The 13,826-nt window shown below is 55.1% G+C and carries 13 protein-coding genes; all 13 read left to right on the top strand.

Features of this window, described 5'->3' with window-relative positions; translation table 11 throughout:
- Window positions 1–3: 3 nt before the first annotated feature.
- The 13 genes from DSOUD_RS10560 to DSOUD_RS10495 all read left to right on the top strand — a co-directional run bounded on the left by DSOUD_RS10560 (window position 4) and on the right by DSOUD_RS10495 (window position 13,822).
- Window positions 4–1,653: a two-component system sensor histidine kinase NtrB gene (locus DSOUD_RS10560; protein ID WP_053550975.1), complete on the top strand. Its 1,650-nt coding sequence runs from the start codon at window positions 4–6 to the stop codon at window positions 1,651–1,653.
- 388 nt (window positions 1,654–2,041) lie between these two features.
- Complete coding sequence (locus tag DSOUD_RS10550) at window positions 2,042–3,430, top strand: sigma-54-dependent transcriptional regulator (protein WP_269745836.1); 1,389 nt, start codon at window positions 2,042–2,044, stop codon at window positions 3,428–3,430.
- A gap of 313 nt (window positions 3,431–3,743) precedes the next feature.
- Entirely contained in the window at window positions 3,744–4,358 is a 615-nt protein-coding gene (locus DSOUD_RS19085) for a type IV pilin protein (RefSeq protein ID WP_082351213.1), read from the top strand.
- A gap of 114 nt (window positions 4,359–4,472) precedes the next feature.
- Window positions 4,473–5,216: an ABC transporter ATP-binding protein gene (locus DSOUD_RS10540; protein WP_053550973.1), complete on the top strand. Its 744-nt coding sequence runs from the start codon at window positions 4,473–4,475 to the stop codon at window positions 5,214–5,216.
- Complete coding sequence (locus DSOUD_RS10535; protein WP_053550972.1) at window positions 5,213–6,022, top strand: ABC transporter permease; 810 nt, start codon at window positions 5,213–5,215, stop codon at window positions 6,020–6,022. Before DSOUD_RS10540 ends, DSOUD_RS10535 begins: the two co-directional genes overlap by 4 nt.
- A gap of 1 nt (window position 6,023) precedes the next feature.
- On the top strand, window positions 6,024–6,866 hold the full coding sequence (locus DSOUD_RS10530) for a hypothetical protein (protein WP_053550971.1): 843 nt from the start codon (window positions 6,024–6,026) through the stop codon (window positions 6,864–6,866).
- A gap of 139 nt (window positions 6,867–7,005) precedes the next feature.
- Window positions 7,006–7,782 (top strand): prepilin peptidase, encoded by a 777-nt coding sequence (locus DSOUD_RS10525; RefSeq protein ID WP_053550970.1) that lies wholly within the window; start codon window positions 7,006–7,008, stop codon window positions 7,780–7,782.
- 239 nt (window positions 7,783–8,021) lie between these two features.
- Window positions 8,022–8,228, top strand: coding sequence for a helix-turn-helix transcriptional regulator (locus DSOUD_RS10520; RefSeq protein WP_053550969.1), 207 nt, complete (start codon window positions 8,022–8,024; stop codon window positions 8,226–8,228).
- 76 nt (window positions 8,229–8,304) lie between these two features.
- Window positions 8,305–9,363 carry a type IV pilus biogenesis protein PilM gene (gene pilM / locus DSOUD_RS10515; protein ID WP_053550968.1) on the top strand — a complete coding sequence of 353 codons (1,059 nt, stop codon included), beginning with the start codon at window positions 8,305–8,307 and terminating at the stop codon, window positions 9,361–9,363.
- On the top strand, window positions 9,360–9,935 hold the full coding sequence (locus tag DSOUD_RS10510) for a PilN domain-containing protein (protein ID WP_053550967.1): 576 nt from the start codon (window positions 9,360–9,362) through the stop codon (window positions 9,933–9,935). The genes pilM and DSOUD_RS10510 overlap by 4 nt, the downstream gene beginning before the upstream one ends.
- Window positions 9,932–10,546, top strand: coding sequence for a type IV pilus inner membrane component PilO (locus DSOUD_RS10505; protein WP_053550966.1), 615 nt, complete (start codon window positions 9,932–9,934; stop codon window positions 10,544–10,546). The genes DSOUD_RS10510 and DSOUD_RS10505 overlap by 4 nt, the downstream gene beginning before the upstream one ends.
- Window positions 10,543–11,088: a pilus assembly protein PilP gene (locus DSOUD_RS10500; protein ID WP_053550965.1), complete on the top strand. Its 546-nt coding sequence runs from the start codon at window positions 10,543–10,545 to the stop codon at window positions 11,086–11,088. Before DSOUD_RS10505 ends, DSOUD_RS10500 begins: the two co-directional genes overlap by 4 nt.
- Window position 11,089: 1 nt before the next feature.
- Window positions 11,090–13,822 carry a type IV pilus secretin PilQ gene (locus DSOUD_RS10495; RefSeq protein ID WP_053550964.1) on the top strand — a complete coding sequence of 911 codons (2,733 nt, stop codon included), beginning with the start codon at window positions 11,090–11,092 and terminating at the stop codon, window positions 13,820–13,822.
- Window positions 13,823–13,826 lie beyond the last annotated feature (4 nt).

Genomic DNA, 13,826 nt, shown 5'->3' with positions numbered 1-13,826 from the left:
GCGATGATCGGAAATACCGAAGAGGGAAGGGGCGGCAGCGCCCCTTCCCTGCGACAGCTGACCTGGTTTCTGGCCATCCGGGTGCTCGTTCTCGTGTTGTTCCTCGGGGGGAGCATTCTGTTGCGTTTTGCCGATGGCAGCGAGATGGCCGGCTCCCCATTGCCCTATCTCTATGCTCTGGTCGGCATCTCCATTCTGCAGACCCTCGGTTCCGCCCTCTGGCTGCCGAGGATTGTCCTCTTCCGGCGTTTTGTTCAGCTTCAGGTGGTCTGGGACCTCCTTTTTTCCGTATCGCTCATCTATGTCACCGGCGGCATCGGCAGCCTCTTCTCCTTTCTCTTCCTTCTGGTCATCATCAGCGCCAGTTTTTTTCTCAGCCGTCATGAGATCTATTTCGTGGCTTCGGCGGCGGCTATTCTTTACGGCAGCCTGCTCGATCTTCAGTATTACGGGTATCTGCCGCTGCTGGAGGGGCTCGTCTTTCCGAAGCAGGTGGACGGTCAGACTTATTTTTTCGCCGTTTTCATCAATGTCACCGCCTTTTTCCTCACCGCCTTTCTTGGCGGAACGCTCTCCGAACGCCTGAAACGCAGTGTCCAGGCCTTCGAAAAAAAGGCGATTGACTACGAGGAACTGGGCAATCTCAACCGCACCATTCTGGCCAACATCAGCAGCGGCCTGATGATCGTTAATTCCCAGGGACGAATTCGTTCCTTCAATGTCGCGGCAAGCAAGCTGACCGGTCTGTCCCTCGAAGAGGTCTACGATCGGGACGTCAGGGCACTGTTCCCGGGATTCGCCGCCTTTGACAACGGCTCGCTCCAGGTCGTCAAGCGCGGCGAGGGCGAATTTGTCGACCCTTCCGGGCGCAGTCTCCTCCTCGGTTATTCCTCGACACTGGTCAGGGATCCCGATGAACAGCCGAGCGCCCTCTTGATCACCTTTCAGGATCTGACGGCGTTCAAGGAAATGCAGGAGCAGTTGCAGCGCTCCGACCGCCTGGCGGCTGTTGGCCGCCTCGCTTCGGGGATGGCTCATGAGATCCGCAATCCTCTCGCCTCGATCAGCGGCTCGGTGCAGCTGCTGATGGAGACCGGCGCCGTCGATAAGGCCGGGCTCCGGCTGATGGGGATCGTGGTCCGGGAGGTCGATCGCCTCAACGGCCTCCTGACCGATTTTCTCGTCTATGCCAAGCCCTCGCCGCCGCGATTCGAAGCCGTCGATCTCTCGGCCCTCTTCGATGAACTGGCCGAGATGGTCACCGTCGACCCCCGATTTGCCGCGGTGAAAATCCGCCGCGAGTACTCGCCGGGGGTCGTAGTTTCCGTGGACCGAAAGCAGTTTCGCCAGGCCCTCTGGGATCTGGTGATCAATGGCGCCGAAGCGATGCCCGAAGGAGGGACTCTCACGCTCGGGGTGAGCCGCGATGGCTCCAGGATCTATGTCGAGGACACGGGGAGGGGGATCCCCGAAGGGATCAAGGAGCGAATTTTCGAGCCGTTTTTCACGACCAAGGATTTCGGCACCGGCCTCGGTCTGGCCAGCGTCCTCACCATTGTCGAGGCCCACGGCGGCCGGATCGAAGCCGAAACGGGGCGAAACGGGGGAGCTCTGTTCACGATTTATCTGGCATCGGATGAAACTGGCCGATGAATCAGTTACTATGGTCGATCAAAACTTCCACGCCTGGATCACAGAGACAAAGAGAAATATAATCAAGACCTTTGCCTCACGCGACGCCGCAACGACGCAACGTTTTTGGGTCAGGGTCAAAGTCAAGATTCTCGTTGCGTCGTCGTGTCGTTGCGTGAAACGGACTTTGATGTTTATTAGATCCTGAGGAAAGCCATTGATTGTAAAAGGTTTCCTCTTCGGTCTCTGCGTCTCTGCGTGAGATGCTTGTAGTCCTTCAAAGGCAAAGGTCTGTCTCACGCAGAGACGCAAAGACCGCAAAGAGGTCAAACACCCAGAACATCCTTTCCTGATTAGCTGTCAGGGCTTATCAGGCCAATATTTATTTGCCGCCGCGGGAGAACGCGAGTTGACTCAACCTAAAAATACGATTCTGGTGGTCGATGACGAAGCGAGCATGCGGGAATTTCTCAGCATTATGCTCACCCGGGAAGGGTATGACGTCGAAACGGCCGAAGACGGCATGCAGGCTGTGGTGCGTCTCAAGGAGCGCAACTTCGATCTGGTCATCAGCGATATCAAAATGCCGCGTTTCACCGGGTTCGAGCTTCTCGATCACATTCGCGCCCGCTATCCCGAAACCATGGTGATCATGGTCACCGCCTTCTCCACCACCGAAGAGGCGGTGGAGGCGATGAAGCAGGGGGCCTACGATTACATCATCAAGCCCTTCAAAAACGACGAGATCCGGCTCATCGTCAAAAATGCCCTGGAGCGCAAGAGCCTGCGCCAGGAGAATCTCGCCCTCAAAAAGGAGCTCGGACAGCGTTATTCCTTCGATAGCATTATCGGCAAGAGCCGCGGCATGCAGCAGGTCTACGACCTGATCCAGAAGGTCGCCGACAGCCGGACCAACTTGTTGATCACAGGGGAAAGCGGCACCGGCAAGGAGGTCGTCGCCCGGGCCATTCATCACAACAGCTCCCGGCGTGCCGCGGCCTTTGTTCCCATCAACTGCGGGGCCATTCCTGAAAATCTTCTCGAGAGTGAACTCTTCGGCCATGAAAAGGGCTCTTTCACCGGGGCGATCCTGCAGAAGGCCGGGCTCTTCGAAGTGGCGGACGGCGGCACCCTGTTTCTTGACGAAATCGGCGAACTGCCGCCGATGATGCAGGTCAAGCTGCTGAGGGTGCTGCAGGAGCGGGAGTTCCGCCGGGTGGGGGGAACAAAAAACATTTCAGTGGATGTGCGTCTCATCGCCGCCACCAACTGCGATCTCGAGGAAGCGGTCAAGGACGGCACCTTTCGCGAAGATCTCTACTATCGCCTCAACGTCATCCGCATCGCCCTTCCGCCGCTGCGGGAACGCCGCGAGGATATTCCTTTGCTGATCGAGCATTTTTATCAAAAGCTCGGTCAGGAAGGTCAGGCGCAGGTGAGCGAGAAGGCGATGCGTTACCTCCTCGACTATTCGTGGCCCGGCAACATCCGCGAGCTCGAAAACGTCGTCGAGCGCTGCGTGGTTCTCGGGCAGGGGGAGGTCATCACCGAAGAGGGCCTGCCGCAGCAAATTGTCGCTCCGGCCGCCAGTGGCGGCGGCACCCTGGCGGCCATCCCCGACGCCGGTCTCGACCTCGATGCCTATCTCGGCGGCATCGAGAAGGACATCCTCCTCAAGGCGCTGGAAAAAAGCGGCGGCGTGCGCAAAAAAGCCGCCGAGCTTCTGGGGATTTCCTTTCGCTCCATCCGTTACCGTTTGGCCAAATTCGATATCGACCCCGGCGGTGACGACGATTGACTTCTCCCCGCTTAGGGTCCTCGCCTTAGAGCGTGACAAAAATTGTCGCTTATGGTTGACGTTAATTGACGCAAAGGGGGCAGCCTCTTCCGGGCCTTCCTGGACGGGCTGGCTCAAACTGCCGATTCCTCGAGGTAAACAATCTTTGCTGCCCTGGAGTTGATAGCTGGCACGGGCGTTGCTTGATAGTAAATCAAACCACAGGAAGCGATTCGAAATACCCATGGGATCAGAAACACTCTGTTACTCTGCCTGTTGCTAAAACCGCCGGACTGTCCGGCACCCAACGCTCTTTATTGAAAGGAGAAACACCATGTTGTCCAAGTTTCGCAAGTCTGAAGAGGGTTTCACCCTCATCGAGCTGCTGATCGTCGTCGCGATCATTGGCATCCTCGCCGCCATCGCCATCCCCCAGTTCGCCGCCTACCGCATCCGCGGCTACAACTCGGCCGCAAATTCGGACGTGCGCAATGTCGGCACTGCCGAAGAAGCCCTCTTTGCTGATAGTCAAGGTTATGGGTCGCCGGTTTCTGGCGTCCTGGCAGCAGCAGCCGCTGTTGCCGCCCCTGCGGTAGTCACTGGCCCGTTGAATGGTGCCACCACCACCGCAGGTACCACCGGTGCTTATATCCACAATGCGCTCGGAGCAGTCCCCTTCTCGCTTAGCAATGGTGTCACCCTTGGCGCCTCACATACTGTTGCTGCTGCTGCCCCGGTCCTGGGAACTAGCTATGTGTTGGTCACCAAACACCTCCAGGGCGATTCTTGCTATGGTCGCGACTCTGACAGCACCTCGATGTATAAGGCTATTCACGCCGTTGGGCCTGCTACTATCCTGGCCACCGGCGACGTGACGGTCTCGGCCCCCAATGTCGATAATCTCGCCGCTGGTGGGCTTGCTAATTGCGGTACTTACAACGTAATGTAAACTGTCCTATCTGCAAAAACATTTCACAATCAAAAGGCCGGGTCTTCCCGGCCTTTTGATTGTGTGGCAGGTCTCTTCACATAAAACACCAATCACAAGACTTGGGCCGAGGCAATGATCAAGATTGAGGGTGTTTCCAAAGAATTCAAAGCTGGGGTCGGCTCCAAACGGGTCAAGGCTCTCGACGACCTGACCCTGACGGTAGGTCAGGGTGAAGTCTTCGGTTTTCTCGGGCCGAACGGCGCCGGCAAGTCGACGACCATCAAGATTCTCATTAACCTGATTTTTGCCGACAGCGGCAGCGCCGTGATTGCCGGTATGGACGTGCGTGACCCGGAGACGCGCCGCCAGGTTGGGTACCTGCCGGAAAACCCCTATTTCTACGATTACCTCACCGCCGAAGAGCTGTTATGGTTCGGCGGCAAGGCCGCGGGGCTTGCTTCTCCGTTGGTACGGGAGCGCAGCACCGAACTGCTGCGCAAGGTCGATCTCTTCGACGCCCGCAAGCGCCAGCTGCGCACCTATTCCAAGGGGATGGTGCAGCGGGCCGGGCTGGCGCTGGCGCTGATTCACGACCCGCAGGTGGTGATTCTCGATGAACCGATGAGCGGCCTCGACCCCCTCGGCCGCAAGATGGTCGGTGATCTGATCCTCGAGTTGAAGGGGGAGGGGAAGACCGTTTTTTTCTCTTCCCATATCCTCGCCGATATCGAGCGTTTCTGCGACCGCTACGGGATTATCGTCGGTGGCCGTTTGCGGCGGGTGGAACGGGTCGACCAGCTTTTGGCCGGCGGTGCCACTCTGGAAGAGGTCTTTTTGGACGAAGTGGCTAAAGCCAGTGAAGGGGTGACCTTATGAGTCTGTGGCCGGTGGCGGCAGTCACATTCAAGGAGGGGATCAGAAACAAGGCCATTTACGGCATTTCGGTCTTTGCCCTTTTAATGCTGGGAGCCAGTTTGCTGATCTCGGGGATGATCATGCAGGAGGTCGGCAAGGTGATGGTCGACATGGCCCTCTCCACCGTTTCCTTGAGCGGCCTCCTTCTCGTTCTCTTTGTCGGCATCAACCTTATGGCCAAGGACCTCGACAAGCGCACCATCTATATGGTTTTGTCCCGGCCCATTTCGCGTTCCCAGTATCTCTTCGGCAAATTTCTCGGCATGGTTCTGCTCATCGTCGCGACGATCGCTCTGGTCAGCCTTTTTGCCCTTGCCGCGATCGCGTTGACCAAGCTGCGCTTTCCCGATTATTTTTTGCACTTTTCCTGGGGGCTGATCTTCCTCTCTATCGCCTTGACGACGCTGTCGCTGATCCTGCTCTCGGCCTTGAGTTTTCTCTTTGCCTCCGTTACCTCGACGTCCTTCATCACCCTGGTGTTGACCATCATCTCCTATCTCATCGGTCATGGCATCAACGACGTGAAGGCCCTCGTCGAGGCGCCGCAGGCGGTCGGTATCCAGGTGGCGCCGTCGACCGTCAAGCTGGTGCAGGGAGCCTATTATCTCTTTCCCAACCTCTCGCTTTTCGACATCAAGATCCAGGCGGCCCATGGTCTTTCCGTGCCGCTCTCGACGATCGGCTGGACGGTTGCCTACGGCCTCGGTTACACCGCTATGGTGATGATCCTTGCCAGTTTGATCTTCAGCAAAAGGGAGTTCCCGTAAGATGCGTCGGATCGTACCGATCGTCCTCCTCTGCGCGCTCCTCCCTCTTCACGTGGCGACCCTGAGGAACGCCGGACGCGAATGGAAGGCTCTTCCCCAGGGGGAGGAAACGGCCTACACCATCCCCGGCCCGGTCCTGAAGCTCACCTCGCTGGAATTCGACGGAGTGGCTGCGGATTTCATGTTTTTGCGGGCCCTGGTTTTTTACGGCAGTACCTTTGAACGCACCGAAAAGCCGCGGGTCAAGGAGTGGGAATGGCGACGCCTTTACAACGATCTTGCAGCCGCCACCGACCTCGACCCCTATTTTCTCGACCCTTACTATTTTGCTCAGGCCAATCTGACCTGGGAAGGAAACCTGGTTCGCGAGACGAATCTCCTGCTCGAAAAAGGGAGTCAATACCGCGACTGGGATTGGATGCTCCCCTTCTATACAGGATTCAATCACTTTTACTTCCTTAAGGAAAACGACCAGGCCAGCGTCTATCTGATGGAGGCTTCCAGACGGCCGGGTGCGACTCCTTTGATTGCCAGTCTGGCGACGCGCCTGGCGCTCAAGGGGAAGCGGACCGAGAATGCCATTTTCTTTCTACGGGAAATGTTGCGGCGCGAGGAGGATGAAGAGGTCAAAAAGACCTACCGCATCCGGCTCGAGGCTTTGTCCGGAATTCTTGCTTTGGAGAGGGCGGTGGAACTGTTTCGCGAGCAATTCGGATATTTGCCGACGTCTCTCGACAGTCTTGTCGAAGCGGGTTTGATCAGCAAAATTCCGATTGATCCCTACGGAGGAAAATTTTTCATTAGTTATGACGGCTCCATAGGGACAACGAGTGATTTAAGGTAAGAAAAAACAAACAAACCTGTTTGCGCAGAGGTGAAATCTGGTTTAACCCGCCCCTCGATCGTCTTTGTCCCATAATATCCGTTTTCTGTCCCTGGCAGAGGGGCCGACCTGAGGAAAACCCCAATGATGAGGCCAACGGTTGTATTATCCTCTTTATCTTGATCTGTACACATTTGTCCTCGGCTGCGTCATCGGCTCCTTCCTCAACGTCTGCATTTATCGCATTCCCGAAGGGCTCTCCATCGTCCGTCCCGCCTCGCGCTGCCCAAATTGCGGTCAGGCGATCCTCTGGTACCAGAACGTTCCGATCCTCAGCTGGCTCCTCCTTCGCGGCCGCTGCGCCCGCTGCGCCGTGCCGATCAGCGCCCGTTATCCCCTGGTGGAAGCCCTGACCGGGATCCTCTTCTGGCTCGTCTTCCATGCCTTCGGCCTGCAGTGGGCGACCCCCGTCTACTGGATCTTTACCGCCGCTCTGGTGGTTATCACCTTTATCGATCTCGACCATCAGATCATTCCCAATGCCATTTCTCTCCCCGGCATCCTCGTCGGCTTTGTCTGCTCTATTGCCATCCCCTGGATTTCCTGGACCGATTCGCTGCTGGGGATTTTACTCGGCGGCGGCAGCCTCTACCTGGTCGCGGCCGTCTACCGCCTCCTCACGGGGAAGGACGGGATGGGGATGGGCGACGTCAAGCTTCTGGCCATGCTCGGCGCCTTTCTCGGTTGGCAGGCGGTCCTCCCGGTCATCTTCTTCGCCTCGCTGATCGGTTCGCTGGTCGGCGTCCCCCTGATGATTCTGCGCCGCGCCGACAGCAAGCTGGCTATACCCTTCGGCCCTTTCCTCGCCCTGAGCGCCCACATTTATCTCTTCTGGGGAACAGCGATAATCCGCTGGTACCTGACGTTTTTTCGCTGAATCCTATTTCATCTCCACACCCCTTCTTCCCCTGGACCGAGCGATTCCCTCTCCAATTCCTCTCCCATTCAACCCATATCTAGTGTTTCGATATCCGATTCATCCTTCATCTGGGGCCATTAGGGATTTATTCTTTAACTGTCCGATATCCTGAATATATTTTCTTGACACCTCTTTTAATAGGCATATAATTACGCCTAATTTGATACTAAGAGATACCTACTCGGGAATACAGTCAGATGCCTACCAATCATGTCAAGGAAATCAGGGAATCCCTGCTGATGAGCAAGGCGGAGCTGGCGCGTAAGGCCGGTATTTCACCGTTGACCGTCGACCGCATCGAAAAAGGGGCCGTGTGCCGTATGTCGACGATGCGTAAAATTATTCTCGCCCTTGGCCTCGGCCTGACGGACAGAGAAAAGGTTTTTCCTGAAAATTTAGGGTAGATGGTACGAGCCTTGCTCGTTGAACAGCAGGTTGGTGAACGTTGGAAAAAATCTTTGCTTGAAGCAGGGGCTTCTGATGCTATTCAAATCAAAAAAAGAAGTAGTCGGCATTGATATCGGATCCAGTTCCGTCAAGATGGTGCAATTGAGAGAATCCAAGGGTGTGTATCACCTTGTCAATTTCGGCATCAGTCCCTTGTCGCCTGAAGCCATTGTCGACAATTCCATTATGGACTCCGGCGCGGTGGTTGATGCTATTCGCGGCCTCGTGGAAAGCCATAACATCAAGACAAAAAATGTCGCCACCTCGATATCGGGTCATTCGGTCATTATCCGCAAAATATTATTGCCGATCATGACTGAAGAGGAGATGGAATCGTCGATTCAGTGGGAGGCTGAACAGTATATTCCCTTTGATATTTCCGAAGTTAATATAGATTTTCAGATCATTGGCCCCGACAACCGCGATCCCTCACAAATGGCAGTCATTCTTGTCGCCGCAAAAAAAGATTTTGTAAATGACTATCTGGCAGTATTCAAAGAATGCGGATTGACGCCAGTCGTTATGGACATCGATTGTTTTGCCATTGAAAACATCTTTGAACTTAATTACGGCTTAAACGAAGATGAGGTTGTCGCTCTCATTAACATGGGAGCGAGTGCCATGAATATCAACATTCTTAAAAATGGAGCATCTGTGTTCACCCGCGATATTCAGGCGGGTGGAAATTCCTTCAATGAAGAGATTCAGAAGCGTTTCGGGATAAGTACCATCGAGGCCGAACAGCTCAAGCTTGGGCTGGGGGGTAAAGACATCAATCCCGCTCAGGTGACCGAGGTGATCTCTGATGCTACGGAAAATCTGACTCAGGAAGTGCAACGGTCCCTCGATTTCTTTTCTGCGACTTCTTCCGATGAGAAAATTCAGAAAATCTATATCGCCGGTGGGGTGGCCAACGCTCCTCAAATCAAGAGTGCCCTGGAACAACGGTTGGGAGTTTCGGTGGAAGTTCTGGATCCGTTTCAGCAGATCGTTATTAACGGGAAGGATTTCGATTTGGAATACATTCGAGCTATCGGCCCGCAATTTTGCGTCGCGACTGGGCTTGCCATGAGGAGGTTGGGCGACAAATGATTCGTATCAATCTTTTACCTGTCAGGGCAGCTCAAAAAAAGGAGCAATTGCGCGGGCAGATCGCTATTGCAGTTTTTGCAACCGTTCTGGCCTTTGCAGCCTTTGGTGCCTTCTATGTGATGCTAGGACAGAAAGTCAGAGACGAGGAGGCGTCTATTGCCGCCAAAAATGCGGAAATTAATCGCTTGAAAACAGCCATCGGCGAGGTTGCTCAATTCAAGAAACTGCAAGAGGAACTTCGCGGAAAACTGGCTGTTCTTGACAAACTTAAAGAAGGTAAGTCGGGGCCGGTTCATCTCCTTGACGAATTGAGCCGTATCTTGCCGGAAAAGGTCTGGCTGACTTCATTTAAAGAAATGTCAGGTTCGATTACCATCAACGGCGTCGGGCTTAATGAAGAATCCGTCGCCCAATTTCTTCGCGATCTTGAGTCCTCCCCCTACTATGTCGGCGTCGATTTGCAGGTTATTGAACAGACCAAGCAGGGTGAGGTTAACCTTCAAAAGTTTGAGATTATCTGTAATGTTGAAACTCCTGTGAAGGATCTGTCAGCGAAGGGAGGGGGCAATTGAATCCAAATGTTGAAAAGCTTCTCAAGCTCCCGGCGTATCAGCGTCTGATAATATTGCTCGGAGTATTGGCCTTGATTGTCGGCCTTTTGGTCTATCTTTTCTATCTGCCGCTCCAGGAGGAGTATGGCCGGCTTAAGGCACAAAATGCCACTTTGCAGGTGAAGGTTCAGGAAGATACGAGGATTGCCAGTAACCTCCCGGCTTTTAAAGCCGAATATCAAAAAATGGAGCAACAACTGGAATCGGCCCTTTCCGAACTGCCGAATGACCGGGAAATACCGACCCTTCTCACCAGTATCGCCTCCATGGCCAAGGACAATGGGCTGGAAGTCTTGCGTTTCAAGCCAGGTAAAGAAGTTCCAAAGGGCTTTTATGCCGAGGTTCCAGTCGAACTTAAACTTGTCGGTTCCTTTCATCAGGTTGCCATGTTTTACCAGGCGGTGAGCAATCTTTCGCGAATAGTAAATATCGGCAATCTGAATATCGCCGTATCCAGTGGAAAAAGTAACGAAAATCTCCTGTCCGTTGAATGTCTGGCGACGACCTTCCGCTTTCTGGAGGACTCCACGGCGACGGGTGGAAAGACCCCGGTAAAAGGAGCTCAGCGATGATCCGTAGTCTTCTTTCCTGGATGACCGCTGCTGCTGTCTGCTCGGTCCTCCTGAGCGGATGTGAAGAAAAGACGCCGCCGCCCGTGGCGCAGCCGAGCACGACTAAAATCCCCGCGCCAGCAGAAAAGAGCGCGATTCCTGACGTTTCTGACGGGGAGAGTGCGGCCCTGGCGCCCGAAGCATACGTTTACAGTCCCCTTGGCCGTCGAGATCCCTTTCAGCCGCTCGTTGCTGTCGAAAAAATGAAGAGTACACCTGCTGCTTCGGAAATCCCTCTGACACCGCTGCAGAAGTTTGATATCGGGCAGTTTAAGCTTATCGGTGTGATCGTCGGTAAGGGTGAGTCAAAGGCTATGGTTGTTGCTCCCGATGGCAAATCCTATATTCTCAAACGCGGGGTACCCATCGGCAAAAACAGGGGTGTTGTCGAGAAAATTCGTCCGGATTCTGTTTTGGTGAAAGAGCGCTACGAGGATTTCACGGGAGCGGTGCGGGAAAATATATTGGAAATCCAACTTCCTAATCGGGAAGGAGTTGAATGAAATGCGACATGCACACTGCAAAAAATCAGGTTTTGGCCTGAGGGGTTTTCTGCTCGCCGGTTTGTTGACTCTTTTCGCTCTTCTGACTCCCCCCGCAGCCCGGGCTCAGGAAGTTGTCGGCGGAGATAAGGACAATCGAATTGTCGAGGCGTCGATCGAGCAAGAAAATGGTACGGCGGTGGCACGCATCCGGACCGAAAAGCCGGTCGGATACCGCTATACCGTGTACGATTCCTTCGATCCTGTTCGTGTCGTAATTGACTTTCCCGGGATGGATATCTCGGGAGTCGATACGCTCATCAAAAGCGATGATCCGGTGGTTAAGGAGATAAGGATATCGTCCTTCGAACTGACGTCCGGCAAACTCGGCCGCGTCGAGTTGGTGCTGACCGATTCCGCCGCCTACGAGGTCGATATTTCTAACAATGAATTTCTTGTCGTATTTGCCGCTCCTTCCCAAGAAACCGCGGCGCCTGATGCGGTCACCGTCCAAACCGCCACCGAAGTTCAGCCCGAACCTTCCGTGGTCGATGCGGAAACGCCATCGGCGGTTGAATCGCCGATGATGGGAGATGAATCCGGATCTCTACAGGTAACGGCGGAAAGTGTTGAAACGGTCGAAGGAGATTCGGCAGGTCTCATGCCGTCGGCTCGATTTGTCGAAGATGTCACTCTCGGCAGGGGGCAGGCCATTGTTTCCACCGACGGCAGGATTGAAAAATTCAAGTACTTCAATCTTTCGGCTCCTCCCCGTCTCGTGCTCGATATCTTTGGTGTAAAACCAAGGTTCAAGACCCGTTCCTTTTCCGGAACCGGGGGGTTCAAGCAGGCGCGGGTCGGCTCTTATCCGGACAAGACCCGTTTCGTCTTCGATGCCGAGGGAAAAACGGTCCCCAAACATGAGGTGGTGCAGGAAAATAACCGCATTCTCCTTTCCTGGGGTGATCGCCAGCCTGCCGCAACACCTGCTGCGGCTTTGCCGGCAGCGGGCAAGGTCGTCGTCCAGAATCTGGATTTTTCCACAGAGAACGGTAAGTCCATTTTCACCATCGAACTTTCAGGAAACACGAGCTATTCCACCCCGACGGAAGCGGACCATATCATTCGCTTTGGAGTGGACAATGCGTCCATTACCCGGTCGCAACGGCGGGTCATCGATGCCTCGGCCTTTCCGAGCGCCGTTAAATTGATTACCCCTTATACCGTGCAGGAAAAAGGTGTTCAGCAGGTCCGTTTCGCCGTCGAACTCAAGGGTTCCGTTCCCTACTCGTTGGAGCGCAAGGGCGACAACCTGCAACTGGTGGTTGAAGACGGTGCCTTTGCCGAAGCGCCTGTTCCCGCCCTTGAGCAGCAGGGAGTCCTCGTCCTGAATCCGCCTCCGGTGGAGGAGCCGACCGCTTCACGGACAAAGGTTCCCGGTTCGGATGGCAACCTTGGCGAGACAACGAGATTTTCAGCTCCCGGCGAAGGTGGTGGGACGGCCCGCAGGGACGAGCCGGTCCGAGCTCCTGTGTCGACTCAAGGAGGAGGCGACTATGTCGGGCAGAAAATATCTCTGGTCTTCGATGATGCCGACATCCGTAAAATCCTGCAGCTGATCGCTGACGTCAGCAATCAGAACATCATCGCTTCCGATGACGTGACAGGAACCATCACCCTGCGACTCATTGATGTCCCCTGGGATCAGGCCCTCGCCCTGGTCCTCGAGATCAAGGGGCTCGGTATGCTGAGCGAGGGGAATGTCATGCGCATTCTTCCCATTGAAAAGATTCGGGCCATGGACGAGGCCAAGTTGACGGCCTCCCGGACGAAGGAAAAACTCGAAGATCTCTATACCGAAGTCATCGAGGTCAGTTACACGGACCTGGATAATGTCGTCGGGCCGGCCAAGGAGCTGCTGACCGAAAGAGGGAAAATTACCGCCGATAACCGTAACAAGCAGGTCATCGTCACCGATGTGGCCTCGGTCATTGTGGAAATTCGCAAATTGGTGAAGATTCTCGACACACCCGAGCGGCAGGTGCTGATCGAGGCGCGGATCGTCGAGGCCAGTTCTACCTTCGGTCGCGATCTCGGTGTCAACTGGCGGGTCAACAACGATAACAACCCCGGCGACCTCCCTTCCAATGCCGCGGATTTCTCCGGTGGAGGCGGTTTTCTCCTGACTCCGTCCATCGCCTCCTCCGGCCTGGCCGGCGGGATTACCTTCGGACAGATCGGGATAGACAGTACGGTTCTGGACCTGAGGATTTCGGCCCTGGAAACATCAGGGAACGGCAAGGTCATCTCCAGGCCACGGGTCACGACCCTCAACGGAGAGGAAGCCACCATCTCCCAGGGGACCCAGATCCCCTACCAGACCGTCAGCGAAAAGGGGACGACGACCGAGTTCAAGAGCGCCGAACTGTCGCTGAAGGTCACACCGGTCATCAACCCGGACGGCAGCGTCATCCTTGAAATCGATGCCTCCAATAGTTCCATCGGTTCGACCGTCGCCACGGGGGCAGGAAGTGCCCCGGCCATCGATACCAAAAACGCCAAGACGAAACTCTTGGTTATGGATGGTGAAACAACAGTCATCGGCGGGATCTTTGTCGAGTCGGAGAATTTTGGCGAGGCGGGAATCCCCTTCCTGCGGAAGATTCCGATCCTCGGACGGCTGTTCCGTTCCAACAGCCAGAGCAGTACGCGGTCCGAGCTCCTTATTTTCATTACCCCGCGGATTGTCAACTGAACCG

It is taken from the genome of Desulfuromonas soudanensis, assembly GCF_001278055.1.
Lineage (GTDB): Bacteria > Desulfobacterota > Desulfuromonadia > Desulfuromonadales > WTL > Deferrimonas > Deferrimonas soudanensis.
Note: the sequence above shows the minus strand (reverse complement) of the source record. Positions and strands in the feature narration are given on the sequence as shown.